Source organism: Pseudomonas sp. AN-B15 (assembly GCF_019056475.1).
GTDB classification, from domain to species: Bacteria; Pseudomonadota; Gammaproteobacteria; order Pseudomonadales; family Pseudomonadaceae; genus Aquipseudomonas; species Aquipseudomonas parakoreensis.
Genome location: NZ_CP049737.1, coordinates 1,177,999 through 1,200,695, shown reverse-complemented (window position 1 = coordinate 1,200,695; position 22,697 = coordinate 1,177,999). Strand labels below are relative to the sequence as shown.

The window sequence follows — 22,697 nt, the reverse complement described above, 5'->3', positions numbered from 1 at the left end:
TTCATTTATAAGACGCTTTTTAACCCTCGGGCCTGCCAGGCATGGATGGCCGGGAGGCTCTGGGGTGGGACTGTCCGACAATCGGGGGCTGGCGTGCCAGTGCCGGAACGGCAAAAAGGGGCGCTGGATCGGCCATTGCTGTGGATGCGCGGCTGAAAACGCAATCGTGAGCAGGCTTCGGCGTCTGGCCCAAAACCTTGTAGGAGCTGCGGCACGCTGCGATCTTTTGCTGTTGGCTTAAAAAATCAAAAGATCGCAGCGTACCGCAGCTCCTACATGAATACCGTGTTCAGGCAGTTCTATTGCGATGCCAGGCGCACCTGCTTCTCCAGTTCTACCTTCAACCCCGGCTCCAGCTTCAGTTGCTTGGCCAGTTCCTCCAGATACGCCTTTTCCATAAAGCTCTCCTCATCCACCAGCATCACGCTGGCGATGTACATTTCCGCCGCCATCTCCGGCGTACTCGCGGCGCGGGCGACGTCGCTTGGGTCGAGGGGTTTGTTGAGTTCGGCGTGCAGCCAGTGTTGCAGTTCCTGATCGTTGTCGAGTTTGATGAATTCGCCTTCGATCAATTGGCGCTCGCGATCATCGATATGGCCATCAGCCTTTGCAGCGGCGACCAGTGCTTTGAGAATGGCCTGGCTGTGTTGCTCGGCTTGCGCCGGTGGCAAGCGGTCGAGGGTTTGCGGTTCGGTTTGTGGGGCGGTGCCTTTTTGCGCGTTCCAGTTGCCGTAGGCCTTGTAGGCCAGCACACCCAGTGCTGCGAGGCCGCCGTAGATCGCGACTTTGCCGCCGACCTTGCGTACTTTCTTGTTGCCGAGAAGCAGCCCCATCGCTCCGGCCGCCAGCGCACCACCGCCGGCTCCCGACAGCAGTCCTCCCAGCGCCCCTGAGCCTGAAGACCCACCAAGCAAACCGCCCAGGCCGCCAGCCGTCGGTTTGTTCTGCGCGCCGCCGGCCTTGTTCTGCAACAGATCCTGGCCGGATTTGAGTAGTTGGTCGAGCAATCCACGGGTGTTCATGTTCCGCCTCCAAAGCAGGGGTTATCCGGATCTATCAGGCCCTCAGCCTAGTTCGAAAGTGCCCTGGCCCGGCCTGCGAGTGTGCTTCCAGATGTTGCTCCGCCTGCAGCAGCCCTTCGTGAAAATCGATATACACTCAGGCCAATCGATAAAAACTGCCCACCGGGTACCCTCCTCATGATGACCCTGCGTCAGATCCGTCACTTCATCGCGGTGGCCGAGACCGGCTCGATTTCCGCCGCCGCGCAAACCGCGTTTATTTCCCAATCGACCCTGACGCTCGCCATTCAGCAACTGGAAGAGGAAATCGGCGTCAGCCTGTTCAACCGTCACGCCAAGGGCATGACCTTGACTCATCAGGGTCATCAATTCCTGCGCCAGGCGCATCTGATTCTGGCAACGGTGGATAACGCCAAGCGCAGCCTGCAACAAAGCACCGACCAAGTGGCCGGGCAGTTGATTGTCGGCGTGACCAGTCTGGTGGCCGGTTATTACCTCGCCGATTTGCTCACCCGTTTTCAGCGCGCCTATCCCAATGTCGAGATCCGGGTGATGGAGGACGAGCGGCCGTACATCGAACATTTGCTGGTCAGCGGCGAGATCGATGTCGGCGTGCTGATCCTGTCCAACCTCGAAGACCGCCACGCCTTGCAAACCGAAGTGCTGACGCACTCGCCGCACCGTCTGTGGCTGCCGGCCCAGCATCCGCTGCTGGAGCACGACAGCATCAATCTCGCCGATGTTGCCCGCGAACCGCTGATTCAACTGAACGTCGACGAGATGGATCGCAATGCCCAACGCCTGTGGCGCGGTGCCGGGCTGCAACCGAAGATCACCCTCAGAACCGCCTCCACAGAGGCGGTACGAAGTCTCGTCGCAGCCGGCCTGGGCGTGTCGATCCAGCCGGACATGACTTACCGCCCATGGTCACTGGAGGGCGACATCATCGAAGCACGGCCGATCGCCGACCTCAACCAGACCCTCGACGTCGGTCTGGCCTGGCGCCGTGGGACAGCGCGCCCCGCTCTGGTCGATCCATTCCTGACCGTGGCCCGCGAGCAACCGCACGGCGGACGCAAGCCATCTATTTAATCGAATGCCACCTTCAGTATTTAGAATTTGTCGACCTCGGAGCCGCGCACTAGTCTTGCTGCATCTATAAGACGGTCGGCTCCCGGGCATGGGAGCCACAATGACCACACAAGAAAAGAGATCGCGGAAAATGGCTGGCGTGCAGACCCCGATGTGTACCGCGTTGCTGATCGACGGCGAACTGGTCGCCGGGCAGGGTTTTGTCGAACCGATCCTCAACCCGGCCACCGGTGAAATCCTCACCCACATCGCCGAGGCCAGCACCGAGCAGGTCGAAACCGCGATTCTCGCCGCCCACCGCGCGTTTGCCGAATGGTCGCGCACCACACCGCAACAACGCTCGAATCTGTTGCTGGACATCGCCAACGCGGTGGAAAAACACGCCGATCACCTCGCCCGCCTCGAAGCGCTGAATTGCGGCAAGCCGCTGCACCTGGCGCGGCAGGACGACCTGACTGCGACTGTCGATGTGTTCCGCTTCTTTGCCGGTGCCGTACGCTGCCAGACCGGTCAGCTCAGCGGCGAATACCTGCCGGGCTACACCAGCATGGTGCGCCGCGATCCGATTGGCGTGGTGGCGTCGATTGCGCCGTGGAACTACCCGATCATGATGGCCGCGTGGAAAATCGCCCCGGCCCTCGCCGCCGGCAATACGCTGGTATTCAAGCCCTCGGAACACACGCCGCTGTCGATCCTCGCGCTGGCGCCAGCGCTGGCCGAGATTCTGCCACGCGGGGTGATCAACATCCTCTGCGGTGGCGGTGAAGGCGTCGGCAGCCATCTGGTCGGGCATGCCAAGGTGCGCATGGTCTCGCTGACCGGCGATATCGTCACCGGGCAGAAAATCCTGCAAGCCGCTGCAAAAACCCTCAAGCGCACGCATCTGGAACTCGGCGGCAAAGCCCCGGTGATCGTCTGCAACGACGCCGACCTGCAAGCGGTGGTCGACGGCGTGCGCACCTACGGTTACTACAACGCCGGTCAGGACTGCACCGCCGCGTGCCGCATCTACGCGCAAGCCGGGATTCACGACAAACTGGTTGCCGAACTGGGTGCGGCAGTCAGCAGCCTGCGCTTCGCCGGCAAGCGCGATGCCGACAACGAAATCGGGCCGCTGATCAGCACCCGCCAGCGCGACCGCGTCGCCAGTTTCGTCGAACGCGCCCTCGGTCAGCCGCACATCGAGCGGGTGACCGGCGCGGCGGTGCATTCCGGTGCCGGATTCTTCTACCAGCCGACGCTGCTGGCCGGTTGCAAACAGAGCGATGAAATTGTCCAGCGCGAAGTGTTCGGCCCGGTGGTGACCGTGACCCGTTTCGACGAACTCGCGCAAGCGGTGGACTGGGCCAACGACTCCGAATACGGCCTCGCCTCGTCGGTGTGGACGCAGAATCTGGACAAGGCAATGCAGGTCGCCGCCCGTTTGCAGTACGGCTGCACGTGGATCAACAGCCACTTCATGCTGGTCAGCGAAATGCCCCACGGCGGGCTGAAACGCTCCGGATACGGCAAAGACTTATCCAGTGATTCGCTGCAGGACTACAGCGTGGTGCGGCACATCATGGCCCGCCACGGCCAGCATCTCTGACTACGCTAATAACAAGCCATCAACGGCATGCTTCACCGCGTTCACAACTGCCCCGACCATAATTTAAAGAAGAGGGTTCAACCATGTTCGTGCACAAGACCGCACTGCTCAGTGCAATCACCACAGCCCTGTTGGCCAGCGCCAGCCTGCAAGCCGCCGAGCCGCTGAAGGCCGTCGGCGCCGGCGAGGGTCAGCTGGATATCGTGGCCTGGCCCGGCTACATCGAACGTGGCGAGAGCGACAAGGCTTACGACTGGGTCACCGGTTTCGAAAAAGAAACCGGCTGCAAGGTCAATGTGAAGACTGCCGCCACCTCCGACGAAATGGTCAGCCTGATGGCCAAGGGCGGTTACGACCTGGTCACCGCGTCCGGTGATGCGTCGTTGCGCTTGATCGTCGGCAAACGCGTGCAACCGATCAACACCGTGTTGATCCCGAACTGGAACACCCTCGATCCACGCCTGAAAGATGCGCCATGGTACGTGGTCAACAAGCAGACCTACGGCACCCCGTATCAGTGGGGCCCGAACGTGCTGATGTACAACACCAACGTGTTCAAGACGCCGCCGACCAGCTGGAATGTGCTGTTCGACGCGCAGAACTTCCCCGACGGCAAGCCGAACAAGGGCCGCGTGCAGGCCTATGACGGGCCGATCTACATCGCCGATGCGGCGCTGTACCTGAAGTCCGCCAAGCCTGAGCTGGGGATCAAGGATCCGTATCAATTGACCGAAGCACAGTACAAAGCGGTGCTCGATCTGTTGCGTGCGCAGCAGCCATTGATCCACCGCTACTGGCATGACACCACGGTGCAGATGAGCGACTTCAAGAACGAAGGTGTGGTGGCGTCGAGTGCCTGGCCGTATCAGGTCAACGGCCTGATCAATGAGAAACAGCCGATTGCCTCGACCATTCCGAAAGAAGGCGCCACCGGTTGGGCCGACACCACCATGCTGCACGCCGAGGCCAAGCACCCGAACTGCGCGTACAAGTGGATGGATTGGTCGCTGCAGCCGAAAGTCCAGGGTGACGTGGCGGCGTGGTTTGGTTCGCTGCCAGCCGTGCCGGCAGCGTGCAAGGAAAGCGAACTGCTCGGCGCCGAGGGTTGCAAGACCAATGGCTTCGACCAGTTCGACAAGATCGCCTTCTGGAAAACCCCGCAGGCTGAAGGCGGCAAATTCGTGCCGTACAGCCGCTGGACCCAGGACTACATCGCGATCATGGGCGGCAGGTAAGCCCTTTCAAGATCAAAAGATCGCAGCCTGCGGCAGCTCCTACATCAATGGACACCGCTCTCCTGTAGGAGCTGCCGCAGGCTGCGATCTTTTCGACGCAACACCTGATCATTCTTTGAAAGCCTGCTTTACCGGAGCACCGCACCATGACGCTTGCAGTCCAGTTCACCAACGTTTCCCGGCAGTTCGGCGAGGTGAAGGCCGTTGACCGGGTTTCCATCGATATCCAGGACGGCGAGTTCTTTTCCATGCTCGGCCCATCCGGCTCGGGCAAAACCACCTGCCTGCGCCTGATCGCCGGGTTCGAACAACCGAGCGCCGGCTCGATCCGCATTCACGGCGCTGAAGCGGCCGGTCTGCCACCGTATCAACGTGATGTAAACACTGTCTTCCAGGACTACGCGCTGTTCCCGCACATGAACGTGCTGGACAACGTCGCCTACGGCTTGAAGGTCAAAGGCGTGAGTAAAACCGAGCGCCACAAGCGCGCCGAAGAGGCGTTGGCCATGGTCGCCCTCGGCGGCTACGGCGCACGCAAACCGGTGCAGTTGTCCGGCGGTCAGCGCCAGCGTGTCGCCCTCGCCCGCGCCTTGGTCAATCGCCCGCGCGTGCTGCTGCTCGACGAGCCGCTCGGCGCCCTCGACCTGAAACTGCGCGAGCAGATGCAGAGCGAACTGAAGAAGCTGCAACGCCAGCTCGGCATTACCTTCATCTTCGTGACACACGACCAGACCGAAGCGCTGTCGATGTCCGACCGCGTGGCGGTGTTCAACAAGGGCCGCATCGAACAGGTCGACACCCCGCGCAATTTGTACATGAAACCGACCACCACCTTCGTCGCCGAATTCGTCGGCACTTCCAATGTGATTCGCGGCGACCTGGCGCGCCAGCTCAGCGGTCATCCGCAGCCGTTTTCGATTCGCCCCGAGCACGTGCGCTTCGCCGACGGCCCGCTGGCCAGCCACGAAATCGAAGTCAGTGGCGTGCTGCATGACATCCAGTATCAGGGCAGCGCGACGCGCTATGAACTGACCCTGGAAAACGGCCAGACCCTGAGCATCAGCCACGCCAACAATCAGTGGATCGACAGCAGCGCGCAGCACCAGACCGGCCAGCGTCTGCGTGCACGCTGGGCGCGGGAAGCCATGATTGCGCTGCACGACACTGTCTCGAGCGGGGTGTGAGATGAGCACGCTCGCAATGACTCAAGCACCGCCCTTGCGGCGATTTTCCAACCTGCTCTATCGCAAGCCGAATCTGTATCTGTCGCTGCTGCTGGTACCACCATTGCTGTGGTTTGGCGCGATCTACCTCGGCTCGCTGCTGGTGCTGTTGTGGCAGGGTTTCTACACCTTCGACGACTTCACCATGGCGGTCACCCCTGACCTGACCCTGGCCAATTTTGCCGCGCTGTTCCAGCCGTCGAACTTCGACATCATCCTGCGCACGCTGAGCATGGCCATCGTGGTGTCGATCGCCAGCGCCATCGTCGCGTTCCCGATTGCCTATTACATGGCCCGCTACACCACGGGCAAGACCAAGGCGTTTTTCTACATCGCGGTGATGCTGCCGATGTGGGCCAGTTACATCGTCAAGGCCTATGCGTGGACGTTGCTGCTGGCCAAGGGCGGCGTGGCGCAGTGGTTCGTGCAGCATCTGGGGCTGGAGCCGGTGTTGCAGTTCATCCTCGGCATTCCCGGGGTCGGCGGCAGCACCTTGTCGACCTCGCATCTGGGACGCTTCATGGTCTTTGTCTATATCTGGTTGCCGTTCATGATCCTGCCGATTCAGGCCTCGCTGGAGCGCCTGCCGCCGTCGCTGCTGCAGGCCTCCGCCGACCTCGGGGCCAAGCCGCGCCAGACCTTCATGCAGGTGATTCTGCCGCTGTCGGTGCCGGGTATTGCTGCCGGCTCGATCTTCACTTTTTCCCTGACCCTGGGCGACTTCATCGTGCCGCAACTGGTCGGCCCGCCGGGCTACTTCGTCGGCAGCATGGTCTACGCCCAGCAAGGCGCGATCGGCAACATGCCGATGGCGGCGGCATTCACGCTGGTGCCAATTGTGTTGATCGCTATTTACCTGTCCATCGTCAAACGACTGGGGGCCTTCGATGCACTCTGAAAAAGCCTCTATCGGTCTGCGCATCGCAGCCTGGGGCGGGTTGGTATTTCTGCACTTCCCGATCCTGATCATCTTCCTTTACGCCTTCAACACCGAGGAAGCGGCGTTCAGCTTTCCGCCAAAGGGCTTCACCCTGCACTGGTTCAGCGTGGCGTTTTCGCGGCCGGACGTGCTGGAGGCGATCAAGCTCTCGCTGCAGATTGCCGCTATCGCCACGCTGATTGCGATGGTGCTCGGCACATTGGCTTCAGCCGCGCTGTATCGCCGGGACTTCTTCGGCAAGCAGGGCATTTCGCTGATGCTGATCTTGCCGATTGCGCTGCCGGGGATCATCACCGGGATCGCGCTGTTGGCGACGTTCAAAACGCTGGGGATCGAGCCGGGGATGTTCACCATCATTGTTGGTCACGCGACGTTCTGCGTGGTGATCGTCTACAACAACGTCATCGCCCGCCTGCGGCGTACTTCGCACAGTCTGATCGAGGCCTCGATGGATCTGGGTGCCGATGGCTGGCAGACCTTCCGCTACATCATCCTGCCGAACCTCGGCTCGGCGCTGTTGGCCGGCGGCATGCTCGCCTTTGCGCTGTCGTTCGACGAAATCATCGTCACCACGTTTACCGCCGGGCATGAGCGCACATTGCCGCTGTGGTTGCTCAATCAACTCAGCCGTCCTCGAGACGTGCCGGTGACCAATGTCGTCGCGATGCTGGTGATGATGGTGACCATGCTGCCGATTCTCGGGGCGTATTACCTGACCCGGGGTGGCGAGAGTGTCGCCGGTAGCGGTGGCAAATAATTGAATAACCACTGAACAAACCGAATCCCTGTAGGAGCTGCCGAAGGCTGCGATCTTTTGATGTTGCTTTGAAAATCAAGATCAAGATCAAAAGATCGCAGCCTTCGGCAGCTCCTACATGGGTTCGGTTTCGACAGAACAATAAAAGTGTTAGCGAGGACAATGAAATGCAAACCAGACTCTTGATCAACGGCCACCTGGTCAACGGCGAAGGACCGGCGCAACCGGTGCTCAACCCGGCGCTCGGCAGCGTACTGGTGGAAATCAATGAAGCCTCCGAGGCCCAGGTCGATGCCGCCGTGCGCGCCGCCGATAACGCGTTCGCCGAATGGTCGCAGACCACGCCGAAAGACCGTTCGCTGCTGCTGCTCAAACTCGCCGACGCCATCGAAGCCCACGGCGAAGAACTGGCCAAACTGGAATCGGACAACTGCGGCAAACCCTATAGCGCTGCGCTGAACGACGAGATTCCGGCGATTGCCGACGTGTTCCGTTTCTTCGCCGGCGCCAGCCGTTGCATGAGCGGTTCGGCCGGTGGTGAATACCTGCCCGGCCACACCTCAATGATTCGCCGCGACCCGGTGGGCGTGATCGCCTCGATTGCGCCGTGGAACTACCCGCTGATGATGGTCGCCTGGAAAATCGCCCCGGCCCTCGCTGCCGGTAATACCGTAGTGCTCAAGCCGTCGGAACAAACCCCGCTGACCGCGTTGCGTCTGGCCGAACTGGCGTCGGACATCTTCCCGGCCGGTGTACTCAATCTGGTGTTCGGGCGTGGGCCTACCGTCGGCAGCCCGTTGGTCACGCATCCGAAAGTGCGCATGGTTTCTCTGACCGGCTCGATTGCCACAGGCTCGAACATCATTTCCAGCACCGCCGACAGCGTCAAACGCCTGCACATGGAACTGGGTGGCAAGGCGCCGGTGATCATCTTCGACGACGCCGATATCGATGCTGCGGTGGAAGGTATTCGCACCTTTGGTTTCTACAATGCCGGGCAGGACTGCACCGCCGCGTGCCGGATCTACGCGCAGCAGGGCATTTACGAAAAATTCGTCGAGAAGCTCGGCGCGGCGGTCAGCAGCATCAAGTATGGCTTGCAGGAAGATCCGTCGACTGAGCTTGGGCCGTTGATTACTGCGCAACATCGCGACCGCGTCGCTGGTTTTGTCGAACGTGCCGTGGCGCAGCCGCACATTCGCTTGATCACCGGCGGCAAGGCTGTGGACGGCGACGGTTTCTTCTTCGAACCGACGGTGCTGGCCGACGCGCAGCAGGATGACGAAATCGTGCGCCGTGAAGTATTCGGCCCGGTGGTGTCGGTGACCAAGTTCACCGATGAAGCCCAGGCGCTGGAATGGGCCAACGATTCGGACTACGGCCTCGCCTCCTCGGTGTGGACGGCGGACGTCGGACGCGCGCATCGCTTGTCCGCGCGGTTGCAGTACGGCTGCACCTGGGTCAACACACACTTCATGCTCGTCAGCGAAATGCCTCACGGCGGTCAGAAATTGTCCGGTTATGGCAAGGACATGTCCATGTATGGGCTGGAGGACTACACCACGGTTCGGCATGTGATGTTCAAGCACTAAAAGCATCGCTGGCAAGCCAGCTCCCACAAGGTTCAATGCAGCTCTTGTGGGAGCTGGCTTGCCAGCGATGGCGTCACCCGGTTTCAGGAAGGAAACCGGCATTACGCACCACCAGGACACCAAAACAATAACTACCGAACCGGGCGGCGCCGCAAAGCACCGCCACGGCCTCGGCCATCCGAAATCTGCCGATTTCACGGAGCAAACACACATGAGTGCCTCACCCGAATTCGCGGCCGCCGTTGCCGACAGCGATGCCGAACAACTGCGCAAACTGGGCTACACCTCCAACTTCAACCGCAGCATGAGCCTGTGGGAAAACTTCGCGCTGGGCTTCACTTATCTGTCGCCGGTCGTAGGGGTTTATACCCTGTTCGGCCTGTGCCTCGCCGCTGGCGGACCACCGATGTTCTGGGCTTACTTGCTGGTCGGTTGCGGCCAACTGCTGGTGTGCCTGATCTTCGGCGAAGTGGTGTCGCAGTTCCCGATTTCCGGGGGCGTCTATCCATGGGCACGGCGTCTGGTCGGCAAGAAATGGGCATGGATGGTCGGCTGGATCTACTCCATCGCCCTGTGCGTGACCATTGCGGCAGTGGCTGTCGGCGCCGGCCCGTATCTGGCGGCGATGCTCGGGTTTGAGCCGAGCAACAACACCAATATCGTTATCGCGCTGGTGCTGACACTGTTCGCCACGCTGGTCAATCTGAGCGGCACCCAAGTGCTGGCGCGGATCGCCATGTTCGGCTTCCTCTGCGAACTGGTCGGCGCGGTGATCGTCGGCGTCTACCTGCTGGTTTTCGAACGACATCAGCCGCTGAGCGTGCTGTTCAACACCTTCGACATCAGCGTTGACGGCTCGTACCTGCCGGCGTTCCTCACCGCTTCGCTGGCAGGGATGTTCCTCTACTACGGTTTCGAAGCCTGCGGCGATGTCGCCGAGGAAACCCCGAACCCCAGCGCAAAAATCCCGGTGGCCATGCGCATGACCATCTACATCGGCGGCATCGCGGCGATGTTCGCCTGCCTGGCGCTGATCCTCGCCGTGCCGGACATGCAAGCGGTGATCAACGGCACCGACAAGGACCCGGTCACCACCATCCTCAACAACGCCTTCGGCCCGATCGGCTCGAAAGTGGTGATGGGCGTGGTGATGATTTCCTTCATCTCCTGCGTCATCAGCCTGCAGGCAGCAGCCAGTCGTCTGCTGTACTCCTACGCTCGCGATGAAATGGTGATCGGCAGCCGACTGCTGAAAAAGATTTCTCCTACCACTCAGGTGCCGGTTGCCGCGCTGTTCGTGTCCGGCGTCCTGCCCGCCCTGATCATCGCCCTCGGCTTCTTCCTGCAGGACGCCGTGGCCACGATCGTCAGCTTCGCCGCCATCGGCATCTACCTCGCGTTCCAGATGATCGTGCTGGCCGCTTTGTATGCGCGGATGAAAGGCTGGAAACCGAGCGGCAAATTCACCCTCGGCGCGTGGGGCTGGCCGGTAAACATCGGCGCGCTGGTGTACGGCGTCGGCGCAATCATCAACATGGCCTGGCCACGCACGCCGGATGCGGCGTGGTACATCAACTACGCGATGGTGCTGAGCACGGTGATTGTGATTGGGCTGGGGTTGATTTACATGTGGATTGGCAAGCCGTATGACCATGGGAAGGCGCCGGCTGGGGATGCGTGGAAGGTGAGTCGCTAAGACGAGTTCCCCGGAATCGAATTTTGATTCCGGGGCCTCCTCGAAGCGCCGTCATCAATTGTCTAGCCCTGAAACAGGTGTGAGCCTGTTTCAGGGCTAGACACACTCAAAACCGCGAAACACTGCGCATCGCATCCACCAGATAGCGCATCGCAATCCGGTCACTCTCCGACAACTCGCGATAACGCTCCACCAGCTTCAGCTCTTCAGAACTCAATCGACGCCTTCTGCGTCCGCTGCTCAGGCAGGGAAAGATGCCGAGCATTTCGGCGATGCCTTGTATTTTTGCCATGGACGATGTCCTTCTCTGATACGTCGAAGAATTGCTTGATCACCACATCGCCCTGCCCCTTACAGCAGCGCCTGTGCCCTGCCGGTCGCACCGGCCATGCCCATAGAATAGAAATTTAATCGGCGCTGAAAAGCGGTTTTTAGAGTAATTAGTCGAAAAAAGCAGATATGCCCTGTAAATCAGTAAGTGCCGTAGGACGTTTAACCGACATGTCTTGTTTCATTGACACGCTGTCATCGTGTATCAACGAATTTTGCTCGGCGAGCGAACCGTTTAAGCTAGCCGGCATCTGTTTATAGTCCGTTGCGTTTGGCCGAAGGCTTGTCCGAACCGTAATTTCTGATCCAGCACGTGCCAGGAAAGGCGCGGGATTGCTCACGACAGGTTGTATTTATGCACCGCAGGAATTTGCTCAAAGCGTCGATGGCCATTGCGGCTTACACCGGTCTCTCGGCTTCCGGCCTGCTGGCCGCCCGTGCCTGGGCCGCCAATGGTGGCGCCGCTGATGGCGAAGCGCAGGCCTTCGACTTCGAAGCGCTCAAGCGTCAGGCCAAGCAACTGGCCGGTTCGGCCTATCAGGACACTAAACAGGTGCTGCCGCCGACCCTGGCGACCATGACCCCGCAGAACTTCAACGCGATCCGCTACGACGGCGATCATTCGCTGTGGAAGGAAAACAAGGGTCAGCTGGACGTGCAGTTCTTCCACGTTGGCATGGGTTTCCGCCAGCCAGTGCGCATGTACAGCGTCGATCCAAAGACCCGCACCGCGCGCGAAGTGCATTTCCGCCCGACGTTGTTCAACTACGAGAACACCTCGGTCGATACCCAGCAGCTCAAGGGCGACCTGGGCTTTGCCGGCTTCAAGCTGTTCAAGGCGCCGGAGCTGGATCGTCACGACGTGGTGTCGTTCCTCGGCGCCAGCTATTTCCGCGCGGTGGACGCCACTGGCCAATATGGCCTCTCCGCCCGTGGTCTGGCCATCGACACCTACGCCAAGAAGCGCGAAGAGTTTCCTGACTTCACCAAGTTCTGGTTCGAGACACCGGAGCAGAACGCCACGCGTTTTGTGGTCTACGCCCTGCTCGACTCGCCGAGTGCGACTGGCGCCTATCGCTTCGACATCGATTGCCAGGCCGAGCGTGTGGTGATGGAGATCGACGCCCACATCAACGCGCGGACCGCCATCGAACAGCTGGGCATTGCGCCGATGACCAGCATGTTCAGTTGCGGCACCCACGAACGCCGCATGTGCGACACCATTCACCCGCAGATCCATGACTCTGATCGACTGGCGATGTGGCGTGGCAATGGCGAGTGGATTTGCCGTCCGCTGAACAACCCGGCGACCCTGCAGTTCAACGCGTTTGCCGACACCGATCCGAAAGGCTTCGGTCTGGTACAGACCGACCACGAATTCGCCAACTATCAGGACACTGTCGACTGGTACAGCAAGCGCCCGAGCCTGTGGGTCGAGCCTACAACCGCGTGGGGCGAAGGCTCGATCGATCTGCTGGAAATTCCGACCACCGGCGAAACCCTCGATAACATCGTCGCGTTCTGGACCCCGAAGAAGCCGGTCGCCGCCGGCGACTCGCTGAATTACGGCTACAAGCTCTACTGGAGCGCTCTGCCGCCCGTTGGCACACCGCTGGCGCGAGTGCATGCGACCCGCTCGGGTATGGGGGGCTTCGTCGAAGGCTGGGCACCGGGCGAGCACTATCCGCCGGTCTGGGCACGGCGCTTTGCCGTGGACTTCACCGGTGGCGGCCTGGATCGCCTGCCGCAGGGCACCGGGATCGAACCGGTGGTCACCTGTTCCAACGGCAAGGTGCAGGACTTCAGCGTGCTGGTGCTGGATGACATCAAGGGCTACCGGGTCCTGTTCGACTGGTACCCGACCAGCGACAGTGTCGACCCGGTGGAACTGCGCCTGTTCATCCGCACCAATGACCGCACGCTGAGCGAGACCTGGTTGTACCAGTACTTCCCGCCGGCGCCGGACAAGCGCAAATATCCTTGAAGGTTGTCTAGCGTCTGATCGGGCCTCATCGCTGGCAAGCCAGCTCCCACAAGTTTGGTGCCGTACACAAATTTCGTGATCGACACCGACCACTGTGGGAGCTGGCTTGCCAGCGATGGCGTCCGTCAGGTCAGCGGCAAATACAAATGGATGTCGCGGGGTTCCAGAGCGAATAACTCCGGATCCGGTTGATCAACCAACCGGCAACCCTGTCGCTGATAAAACTCCACAGTGTTGCGCGATTCAGTCGCTGAGACATACAACGCCTCGGCACCGAACCGCCGCCCCTGCTCACAGGCCAGCGCAAACAGCTTCGCCCCCAGTCCCTGCCCGCGGTAGTCGCGGCTGATGTGCAGAAACGTCAATTGCCGCATGCTCAGCCCCTGATTGTGGATAACCTGGTTATCCACAACCACCGCCGCGACCAGCGCCTGCCCGTCGAAAGCGCCATACAGCCAACCTCCACGCCGCAAACACTTTTCCAGCACCAACGCATTTTCCTCAGCTTCCCCTTCCGGCCAACCACGCATGTCGACATGCACCGGGTACAGAATCAGCGCACCGTTCTCCAGACGATAGTTCGCCTCAACCCGCTCACTGCGGTCGATCTGCGCCAGCAACGGCAAGTCGTGTTCGCTCAGTTCTCGTTCGATCAACATGCTCGACTTCCTTGGCAAATGGCAGGCAAGAAAAAACCCGCCGGTTCAATGGCGGGTTTTATAGACGTTACGCGGGTTTGAAATCAATCGCGCAGGTCAGACTCATGGATCGACTGATCACGATGGGTTGCGCGCTGATACTGCGCCGGCCACACCGCTTTGCGCCCGCCCAGATCATCGTCGGCGTGCAGCGGCCAGTACGGGTCACGCAGCAGTTCGCGGGCGAGGAAGATGATGTCAGCCTGACAGGTGCGCAGAATGTGCTCGGCCTGCGCTGGCTCGGTAATCATGCCGACGGTGCCGGTGGCGATGCCTGACTCCTTGCGCACCCGTTCAGCGAAGCGTGTCTGATACCCCGGCCCTACGGGAATCTCGGCGTTGGCGGCGGTACCACCAGACGAGACATCAATCAGATCCGCGCCCAGTGCCTTGAGGCGACGCGCCAGTTCGACGGTTTCATCAGGGTTCCAGCCGTCTTCGACCCAATCGGTGGCCGAAACCCGGACAAACACCGGCAACTCTTGCGGCCAGACCTCGCGCACGGCCTCGGTGACCTGCAGCACCAGGCGAATACGGTTTTCGAACGAACCACCGTATTGATCGCGGCGCTGGTTGCTCAACGGTGACAGGAACTGATGCAGCAGATAACCGTGCGCGGCATGCACCTCGACCACGCTGAAACCCGCGGTCAACGCGCGTTTGGCCGCGGCAACGAAGGCCTGGATGACGTCGGCGATCTGCGCTTCATCGAGCTGTTTCGGTTGCGTGTGTTGCGGATCGAAGGCTATCGGCGATGGCCCGACCGGGGTCCAGCCGCCATCCTCCGGTTTGACGCTACCGTGTTTGCCGATCCATGGCCGATGGGTGCTGGCCTTGCGCCCGGCGTGGGCCAATTGAATGCCAGCAACCGCGCCCTGAGCCGTGATGAAACGGGTGATGCGTTGCAACGGTTCGATCTGTTCGTCGTTCCACAAACCGAGGTCTTCGGCGGTGATTCGCCCGTCGGCGGTGACCGCCGTGGCCTCGGTGAAAATCAGTCCGGCACCGCCCACCGCGCGGCTGCCCAGGTGCACCAGATGCCAGTCGTTGGCCAGACCGTCGACGCTGGAGTACTGGCACATCGGTGACACGGCGATGCGGTTGGGCAGGGTCAGTTGGCGAAGGGTAAAGGGTTCGAGCAGCAGACTCATGGGGCACCTCTCAAATCAGTGGGCAGGCTCCAGGGTTCTGTTTGAAAAGTCGACGAGTGACAAAAAAGGCGCAGCACCCGCCCCCGCGGGCAAAAAATTCGACAAGACGTCACAAGGCCAATCAAGCAGTGCTTAGAGCCTAGTCGACAACGGGGGTTCTCGGGGGGTTCCTGAAAAGATCGAAGCCTGCGGCAGCTCCTGCAATGGAATGCGATCCCCTGTAGGAGCTGCCGCAGGCTGCGATCTTTTGATTTCAGCGTGGTTCGATGTGGGCAATCATCAACTGCACCGTCTCGTTGCCCCGAAACTCGTTGACGTCGAGCTTGTAAGCCAGCTCGACCCACTGAATGGTCGGGTTCGGCCATACATCGCGGTCAATGCCGAAAGCGATGCCATCCAGCTTCACCGACCCGCACTCGCTTTTCAGCACTACTTTCAGATGGCGCTCGCCGACCACGCGCTGCTCGACCAGCTGGAACACACCATGGAACAGCGGCTCCGGGAAATGCTGGCCCCAAGGCCCGGCATGGCGCAGGGCGCGGGCCAGTTCGAGGTGGAATTCCTCGACGGCGAGCGTGCCGTCGGAGAGCATCCGCCCGGTCAGGTCTTCTTCGCGGAGTTGCCGACGCACTTCGGCATCGAAAGCCTCGGCGAACAGCGCAAAATTCTCCTGCGGCAAGGTCAGGCCCGCCGCCATCGCGTGACCACCGTACTTGGCAATCAGGTTCGGATGCTGCGCGGCCACCACGCTCAGGGCGTCACGAATGTGGAAGCCTTGCACCGAACGCCCAGAGCCCTTGAGCAGCCCGTCGCCAGCATCGGCGAAAGCAATGGTCGGACGGAAATAACGCTCTTTCATCCGCGAGGCGAGAATGCCGATCACGCCCTGATGCCATTCGGGATCGAACAGGCACAGGCCGAACGGCATCGATTCCACTGGCAAATCCTTGAGCTGGGCCAGCGCCTCGCGCTGCATGCCCTGCTCGATGGATTTGCGGTCCTGGTTCAAGCCGTCCAGTTGCGCAGCCATTTCCCGCGCCAGATTGGCGTCGGCGGTGAGCAGGCATTCGATCCCGAGGCTCATGTCATCCAGGCGCCCCGCTGCATTCAAGCGCGGGCCGACGATGAAACCCAGATCGGTGGAGGTAATCCGCGCCGCGTCACGCTTGGCCACTTCAAGAATCGCCTTGATCCCCGGCCGTGCGCGCCCGGCGCGAATCCGTTCAAGGCCCTGATGCACCAGAATCCGGTTGTTGGCGTCCAGCGGCACCACGTCGGCGACGCTGCCCAGCGCCACCAGATCCAGCAGTTCACCGATGTTCGGTTGTGGCTTGCTCTCATACCAGCCGAGGCTGCGCAGGCGCGCGCGCAAGGCCATCAGCACGTAGAAAATCACCCCGACCCCGGCCAGCGCCTTGCTCGGAAACTCGCAGCCTGGCTGATTCGGGTTGACCAGTGCATCGGCCAGCGGCAGTTCATCGCCGGGCAAGTGGTGGTCGGTGATTAACACCTTCAATCCCGCGCGCCTGGCAGCAGCCACGCCTTCGACGCTGGAGATGCCGTTGTCGACAGTGATCAACAATTGCGGCTCACGGGTCAGGGCGACTTCGACGATTTCCGGGGTCAGGCCATAGCCGTATTCGAAGCGGTTCGGCACCAGATAATCGACATGTGCCGCGCCCAGCAGACGCAAGCCGAGCACGCCGACCGTACTGGCCGTCGCCCCGTCCGCATCGAAGTCACCGACGATCAGAATCCGTTGACGCTGCTCCAGCGCCGTCACCAGCAGATCCACCGCCGCCTCGATGCCCTTGAGCTGCTGGAACGGAATCAGCCGCGCCAGACTTTTATCCAGCTCTGCCTCGGATTGAACGCCCCGCGCCGCGTACAAACGGGTCAGCAGAGGTGGCAGGTCACCGAGAAACGGCAGCGTGGCAGGCAACGGTCGAGGATCAATACGCATGGGGTAACGGAAACTTCTCTTGAATACGTGGGATTAATCAGCGGACGACGCGGGATCAGCCGCGCTCGCCTGCCAGCCATTCCAGCTGGACTTCGTGCTGACCACGGTCGTCGGTGACGAAAATCGTGCCTTCGCTGATCATCACATCCCACTTGATGACACGCGGCATGTCCTTGGCCAGGGTTTCCAGCACCTCTTGCGGCACGGCGGCGATGTTGACGTTTTTCAGGTTCTTCGCCACCGGCACCACTTTGCCTTCCCATACGCGCAGGCTGCCATAGGCCAGCAGGCTGGTGCGTTCAGTGCGACGCGAGCACCAGGTCAGGCGATCGGCATCCGGCTGGCCGACTTCGATCCAGTGCAGAACGCGGTCGTCCAGGCTTTTTTCCCACAGCGCAGGTTCATCCACATCCGACAGACCACGGCCAAACGACAGCAGTTCGTTGTACCAGAGGGCGTAGGCCAGCAGCCGCACGGTCATGCGCTCTTCAGTTTCCGAAGGGTGACGGGCGATGGTCTGCTTGACGCTCTCGTAGACACCACGGTCGAGGTCAGTGAGGTTCAGTTCGAATTTGTAAGTGGTAGACGGCTGGGCCATGAACGGGCTTCTTGATACGAGGAAAGTCGGCAAGTCTAACCGATGCGGTAGGCAATCATCGAATTGATGGCGATCAAGCTGCGGCGTCTGACAGCCGGCTATGTTAAAACGCTGTATCTGCTCAGCCTTGTCCTACAGGATTCAGTATGCCGTTCGCCAACAAACCGCTCAGCGGTGTGAAAGTCATTGAATTGGGTACGTTGATTGCCGGGCCGTTCGCCTCACGCATTTGCGGCGAGTTCGGCGCCGAAGTGATCAAGGTCGAATCGCCCGACGGCGGCGATCCGTTGCGCAAATGGCGCAAATTGTATGAAGGCACTTCGTTGTGGTGGTTCGTCCAGGCGCGCAACAAGAAGTCGCTGACGCTGAACCTCAAGCACCCCGAGGGTCTGGCGATCCTGAAAAAACTGCTGGGCGAAGCCGACATCCTGATCGAGAACTTTCGCCCCGGCGTCCTGGAAAAACTCGGGCTAAGCTGGGAAACCCTGCATGCCCTGAACCCGAAACTGGTGATGGTGCGTCTCTCGGGCTTCGGCCAGAGCGGGCCGATGAAGGATCAACCGGGTTTCGGCGCGGTCGGTGAATCCATGGGCGGTTTGCGCTACATCACCGGTTTCGAGGATCGGCCACCGGTGCGCACCGGCATTTCCATCGGTGATTCGATTGCCGCGTTATGGGGCGTGATCGGTGCGCTGATGGCCCTGCGTCACCGCGAGGTCAACGGCGGTCTCGGCCAGGTCGTCGATGTCGCGTTGTACGAGGCGATTTTCGCCATGATGGAAAGCATGGTGCCGGAGTTCGACGTGTTTGGCTTCATCCGCGAACGCACCGGCAACATCATGCCGGGTATCACGCCGTCATCGATCCACACCAGTGCCGACGGCAAGCATGTGCAGATCGGCGCGAATGGCGACGCGATCTTCAAACGTTTCATGCTGATCATCGGCCGCGAGGATCTGGCCAACGACCCGACGCTGGCGAGCAACGACGGGCGCGACACTCGCCGTGACGAGCTGTATGGGGTGATCGACCGCTGGGTCAATTCGCTACCGCTGCAAAGCGTGCTCGACCTGCTCAACCAGGCGGAAGTGCCGGCCAGCCGGATCTTCAGTGCCGAGGACATGTTCAGCGACCCGCAGTACCTCGCCCGGGAAATGTTCCTGCAGGCGAAACTGCCGGACGGCAAGCCTTTCAAGATGCCGGGCATCGTGCCGAAACTCTCCGAGACGCCGGGTACTTCCGAATGGGTCGGGCCACAACTCGGTGAACACAATGCGCAGGTGCTGCACGATCTTGGCTACGACGAACAGCAGATCGCCCGGTTGCGCACAGACGGAGCCATTTAAGCTGAAACATCGCCAGACATCGGCCGCCAACCGCGCCCAACCATGGTGGACGTGGCGGCTGTTCGGCCTGCTGTTTCTGCTGGCCCTGCCCGCCTGGGCGCAAGCGAAACCCACGCTGATCTGGTTGTTGCGCGACCTGCCGCCCCTGACCATTTTCGAAGGCCCGAAAAAGGGCCAGGGCGTGATCGATCAACTGATGCCGATGCTGATCGCCGGCATGCCGCAATACGAACACACACTGATGCGGGTCAATCGCGCCCGGGGCATGCAGATGCTGCACGAGCCGACCTTCACTTGCGATCCGTCGCTGATCTGGAGCAAGGAGCGCACGCAATGGATCGCCTTCTCTATTCCGGCGTTTCGCGCTGTCAGTAATGGTCTGGTGGTGCGTCAGCAAGATCGCGAGGTACTGGCGCCATACCTGGTCGACGGTGAGGTTGATCTGACGGCATTTCTGGCCAACGGCGAAATCAAGGTCGGCGTCGTCGCAGAACGCAGTTACGGCGAGTATCTCGACACGCTGCTCAAGCAGGCCCCGGACGGTGCGCTGACGCCGCATTATGGCAACGACGCCCTGAGCAGCCTGCTATCGATGCAGCGCCTGGGGCGTCTGCAAGTGGTGTTGGGTTACTGGCCGGAGATCCGCTATCAGGCGCATCAGGCGCAAATCGCCGAAGACCAACTGGTGTTCTATCCGATTCGTGGCACCGGCAAATATCTGTCCGGCTATGTCGGGTGTTCCGATACGCCTCAGGGCCGTCAGGCGATCAGTGAGATCAACCAACTGCTGCGTACCCTGCCCCATGAGCAACTTAACCAGTCGTATGCCGACTGGCTGGACCCCGAAATGCGCACGGATTACCTGCATCAGGCACGGATCTTTTTCGAACAACAGGCCGCGCAATAAAAACCTGCGGGCAAAAAGAAACCCCGAGAAGTGGGGAGACGACTCGGGGTTAAACGCGGTCTACATAAAGACCCGTAGCAGCAAGCGACAAGCACCGGAGCACAATGCTTGATCCTGCTGTTACGGGGTCTGACTGACGGGAATGCAGGAAGGTTCCCACAAAAAATATTTCATCTTTACAGTGCCGCACGCTTATCCAGCGCCGCATTGCGCAAAGCCGCGATGACACAGGGCTCCAGCCGCCCTTCGGCGATCAGGACGTCGCGGTGCAAACCGTCGACCACATCGGTCAGCAGACGTTTGTCGCTCAACTGCGCCTGATTGAATTCGCGCTCGACCACAAGGGCGCCGTTGCTGTTCTTCAGCGTCACCAGGCATTCGCCATGGGCGCCACACGGAGTCAACGTCACCTGATACGGGCTCAGAGCCTCACCGAGCAATAGACTGATACTTTCCATCTCGATCTCCACTCAATAGTCCGAAAACATTGTGCCTGGGGCGTGTTCACATTAAGTGACCACCGGCCCGAGAAGAAAGTTCTGAATGCCGCGCTGCTCACGAAGCAGTTAGCGGTCTGTCAGAGCATGCACAGTGAAGATGACAGAAACATAACCGCCGGTTCAGGCACCGGCCGGCTGGGCTGCCGATTGCAGGTAGCGGTCCAGCAGCCCGCGCATCAGCACTGCCGAAACCGGCGTGTGCAGGCGCCCCAGCAGCGTCAACGCCTGTGTTTGCAGCAGGCTTTCGAGATCGCTCAACAGGCCCGGTGCTACTCGGCCCAACAGAATGAGAGCACTGGCCTCCCGCTCGGCGGCCAGATGCCGGATCAGCGCCAGGCCTTCCCCGCCTTTCAGCTGCGGATCGCAGATCGCGATGTCGACCCGGGTGCGACGCTCCAGCGAGCAGCGTGCCGAAGCCAGCGATGGCGCCGTGAGTACGTCATAGATACCGAACGCGTTGAGCATCTGGTGCAACGCCATCATTCGATAAGGATCTGGTTCGAGAATCAGGACTTTGAGCGAGCGCATGGGCGACCTCGGAAACGGCAATCGCGGACTCGCCGCAGTGGTTGCCCACTTTAGGCGAGCCTCCTTCAGTCCCCCATCGGAAAAAGAGGCGTGTGACATAGGAAATTTCCCAATATCAGTGCGGACCTTATTCCGCCGCCGCATCACGCAGGGTGATATCTGTCCAGCCCCCGAGCAGGCCGCGCAATTCCCCATTGGCGCTGTAGAACGGCACGGTCCACTGGTAGATATCCCGATTGCCATCGTTGAACTGCAAACGGCGCTTGCTGAAGCGGGTTCTGCGCGTTCTCAACTGAATCATGAACTCATCATGCAGCGTGGCGGCAGTGGCTCGCGGTAGCGCATCGACCTCGATCAAACGGCATCCCTGCACCTGCTCAAAGCGGAGCGACAAGGCCTCTTCGTAACTCTTGTTGCACAGGATCAGGCGCCCTTCCAGGTCACGGACGAACACCGGATCGGGCATGGCATCAATCAATGCACGCTGGAAGACCAATTGATCGTCGAGCTCGCTTTGCACGTCTCGATGCCGCTTGATCACGGCCGCCATTCGCCGATTCCATAACAGCGACATCACGCAAAAGCCCCCCACCAAAACCACCCCCCAGCAGCTCGAGCGGAGCCAGTGCTGCCAACCGGCGGCGGCAGGTTTCGGCCCGATACCGCCCAGCCAGTTCAGGCGAATGGCCCGGAGTTCGGAAGCCGGAAACGCCTCAAGCGCCTTGTTCAGTATGCTCAGTAATTGCGGCTGCCCCTTGCGCACAGCCAGAAGATCGGCCTCCCACTTGCCCTCCAGCAATTCGCCGACCTTCAGCAGGCCGGAAGGATAGAGTTGCGCACCGATTTCATTTTCGATGGTGGCATAGGCCTCACCGCTTTCGACCAGCGCCCGCGCCTCGGCATAGGTTTTCACCGAACGTAACTCGATGGACGGGTAATCGCGCCGGATCACCCCCTCCAGTGCATGCCGACCCGGCAATACCAGCACCCGTTTGGCCAACTGCTCCAGCGACTGCACCTGCGGCTCGCCAGCCCGGCCGACAAATACCCAACCGGCACCGCCAAAGGCATGACTGAAATCCAGGCTCAATCGGCGTTCATCATTCATCGCCAGGGTTGTGCTGATGTCCGCAGCACCGGTTTCCAGGCGCTCAAGCATTTGCGCGGTGGAAAAGGATTCCCGGTAGATGAACTGCAAGCCGGTCATGGCGCTGATGCGCTTGAGCACATCGCTGTTGAGGCCGCTCCAATGACCGTGCTCGTCGAGAAACAGGTACAACGGGTACTGCTCCGCCGCCACAATCACTGTCGGATTATCGCGAATCCATTGCTGCTCTTCCTCATCCAGCACCACGGTGCCGATGTTCAACTTCTCTTCCTCATACGCCAGATGCGCCGCCGCGCTCATGCGCCAGCCGTACAACAGGCACAACAGCAGAACCTGCTTCAGGGTGTGTTTCCATCCTCTTTCAAACAGCATTGCCACTTCCTTCGTGATCGACTCACCCGTCCTTCATGGGCGGTAACCCGAGCAGTGTGGCAGCAGA

At 60.7% G+C, this 22,697-nt stretch carries 20 protein-coding genes; 11 read left to right on the top strand and 9 right to left on the bottom strand.

Features of this window, described 5'->3' with window-relative positions:
* Positions 1-299: 299 nt before the first annotated feature.
* Positions 300-1,022 (bottom strand): tellurite resistance TerB family protein, encoded by a 723-nt coding sequence (locus GTQ41_RS05275; RefSeq protein ID WP_047292787.1) that lies wholly within the window; start codon positions 1,020-1,022, stop codon positions 300-302.
* A gap of 177 nt (positions 1,023-1,199) precedes the next feature.
* Here GTQ41_RS05275 and GTQ41_RS05270 point away from each other — a divergent pair, with 177 nt between their 5' ends.
* From GTQ41_RS05270 to GTQ41_RS05235, 8 genes are all read left to right on the top strand, one after another.
* Positions 1,200-2,114, top strand: a complete 915-nt coding sequence (locus tag GTQ41_RS05270) for a LysR family transcriptional regulator (protein ID WP_007954670.1) — start codon at positions 1,200-1,202, stop codon at positions 2,112-2,114.
* A 130-nt stretch (positions 2,115-2,244) separates the two neighbouring features.
* A complete protein-coding gene (locus GTQ41_RS05265) occupies positions 2,245-3,702 on the top strand; it encodes a gamma-aminobutyraldehyde dehydrogenase (RefSeq protein WP_047292784.1) in 1,458 nt (485 codons plus the stop codon).
* 83 nt (positions 3,703-3,785) lie between these two features.
* Positions 3,786-4,937, top strand: a complete 1,152-nt coding sequence (gene ydcS / locus GTQ41_RS05260; protein WP_047292782.1) for a putative ABC transporter substrate-binding protein YdcS — start codon at positions 3,786-3,788, stop codon at positions 4,935-4,937.
* 146 nt (positions 4,938-5,083) lie between these two features.
* Entirely contained in the window at positions 5,084-6,121 is a 1,038-nt protein-coding gene (locus tag GTQ41_RS05255) for an ABC transporter ATP-binding protein (RefSeq protein ID WP_047292780.1), read from the top strand.
* 1 nt (position 6,122) lies between these two features.
* Positions 6,123-7,058 carry an ABC transporter permease gene (locus GTQ41_RS05250; RefSeq protein ID WP_047292778.1) on the top strand — a complete coding sequence of 312 codons (936 nt, stop codon included), beginning with the start codon at positions 6,123-6,125 and terminating at the stop codon, positions 7,056-7,058.
* Positions 7,048-7,857, top strand: a complete 810-nt coding sequence (locus GTQ41_RS05245) for an ABC transporter permease (protein ID WP_047292776.1) — start codon at positions 7,048-7,050, stop codon at positions 7,855-7,857. Before GTQ41_RS05250 ends, GTQ41_RS05245 begins: the two co-directional genes overlap by 11 nt.
* Positions 7,858-8,024: 167 nt before the next feature.
* A complete protein-coding gene (locus tag GTQ41_RS05240) occupies positions 8,025-9,449 on the top strand; it encodes a gamma-aminobutyraldehyde dehydrogenase (RefSeq protein WP_047292773.1) in 1,425 nt (474 codons plus the stop codon).
* A gap of 211 nt (positions 9,450-9,660) precedes the next feature.
* Entirely contained in the window at positions 9,661-11,145 is a 1,485-nt protein-coding gene (locus tag GTQ41_RS05235; RefSeq protein WP_047292771.1) for an APC family permease, read from the top strand.
* 106 nt (positions 11,146-11,251) lie between these two features.
* On the opposite strand, the gene GTQ41_RS05230 is transcribed toward GTQ41_RS05235, so the two are convergent.
* Positions 11,252-11,437, bottom strand: a complete 186-nt coding sequence (locus GTQ41_RS05230) for a hypothetical protein (protein ID WP_041063212.1) — start codon at positions 11,435-11,437, stop codon at positions 11,252-11,254.
* 393 nt (positions 11,438-11,830) lie between these two features.
* Between GTQ41_RS05230 and GTQ41_RS05225 the strand changes: the two genes are divergently transcribed.
* Positions 11,831-13,459, top strand: coding sequence for a glucan biosynthesis protein D (locus GTQ41_RS05225; protein WP_047292768.1), 1,629 nt, complete (start codon positions 11,831-11,833; stop codon positions 13,457-13,459).
* A 125-nt stretch (positions 13,460-13,584) separates the two neighbouring features.
* On the opposite strand, the gene GTQ41_RS05220 is transcribed toward GTQ41_RS05225, so the two are convergent.
* The 4 genes from GTQ41_RS05220 to GTQ41_RS05205 all read right to left on the bottom strand — a co-directional run bounded on the left by GTQ41_RS05220 (position 13,585) and on the right by GTQ41_RS05205 (position 17,869).
* Positions 13,585-14,118 (bottom strand): GNAT family N-acetyltransferase, encoded by a 534-nt coding sequence (locus GTQ41_RS05220; protein ID WP_047292766.1) that lies wholly within the window; start codon positions 14,116-14,118, stop codon positions 13,585-13,587.
* A gap of 83 nt (positions 14,119-14,201) precedes the next feature.
* The gene (locus tag GTQ41_RS05215; protein ID WP_217325427.1) at positions 14,202-15,308 is read right to left on the bottom strand and encodes an NADH:flavin oxidoreductase/NADH oxidase; all 1,107 of its coding nucleotides are present in this window, start codon (positions 15,306-15,308) and stop codon (positions 14,202-14,204) included.
* Between the two features lie 253 nt (positions 15,309-15,561).
* On the bottom strand, positions 15,562-17,271 hold the full coding sequence (gene recJ, locus GTQ41_RS05210) for a single-stranded-DNA-specific exonuclease RecJ (protein ID WP_047292763.1): 1,710 nt from the start codon (positions 17,269-17,271) through the stop codon (positions 15,562-15,564).
* Positions 17,272-17,326: 55 nt separating this feature from the next.
* Positions 17,327-17,869, bottom strand: coding sequence for a YaeQ family protein (locus GTQ41_RS05205; protein ID WP_041063193.1), 543 nt, complete (start codon positions 17,867-17,869; stop codon positions 17,327-17,329).
* Between the two features lie 146 nt (positions 17,870-18,015).
* Between GTQ41_RS05205 and GTQ41_RS05200 the strand changes: the two genes are divergently transcribed.
* Entirely contained in the window at positions 18,016-19,215 is a 1,200-nt protein-coding gene (locus GTQ41_RS05200) for a CaiB/BaiF CoA-transferase family protein (protein WP_047292761.1), read from the top strand.
* On the top strand, positions 19,163-20,122 hold the full coding sequence (locus GTQ41_RS05195; RefSeq protein ID WP_230679363.1) for a TIGR02285 family protein: 960 nt from the start codon (positions 19,163-19,165) through the stop codon (positions 20,120-20,122). Before GTQ41_RS05200 ends, GTQ41_RS05195 begins: the two co-directional genes overlap by 53 nt.
* A 176-nt stretch (positions 20,123-20,298) precedes the next feature.
* Here GTQ41_RS05195 and GTQ41_RS05190 read toward each other — a convergent pair whose 3' ends face one another.
* The 3 genes from GTQ41_RS05190 to GTQ41_RS05180 form a co-directional block, all read right to left on the bottom strand.
* A complete protein-coding gene (locus GTQ41_RS05190) occupies positions 20,299-20,580 on the bottom strand; it encodes a DUF3509 domain-containing protein (RefSeq protein WP_027610974.1) in 282 nt (93 codons plus the stop codon).
* Between the two features lie 162 nt (positions 20,581-20,742).
* Positions 20,743-21,150: a response regulator gene (locus GTQ41_RS05185; protein ID WP_047292759.1), complete on the bottom strand. Its 408-nt coding sequence runs from the start codon at positions 21,148-21,150 to the stop codon at positions 20,743-20,745.
* 127 nt (positions 21,151-21,277) lie between these two features.
* Positions 21,278-22,630 carry a transporter substrate-binding domain-containing protein gene (locus GTQ41_RS05180; RefSeq protein ID WP_047292756.1) on the bottom strand — a complete coding sequence of 451 codons (1,353 nt, stop codon included), beginning with the start codon at positions 22,628-22,630 and terminating at the stop codon, positions 21,278-21,280.
* Positions 22,631-22,697 lie beyond the last annotated feature (67 nt).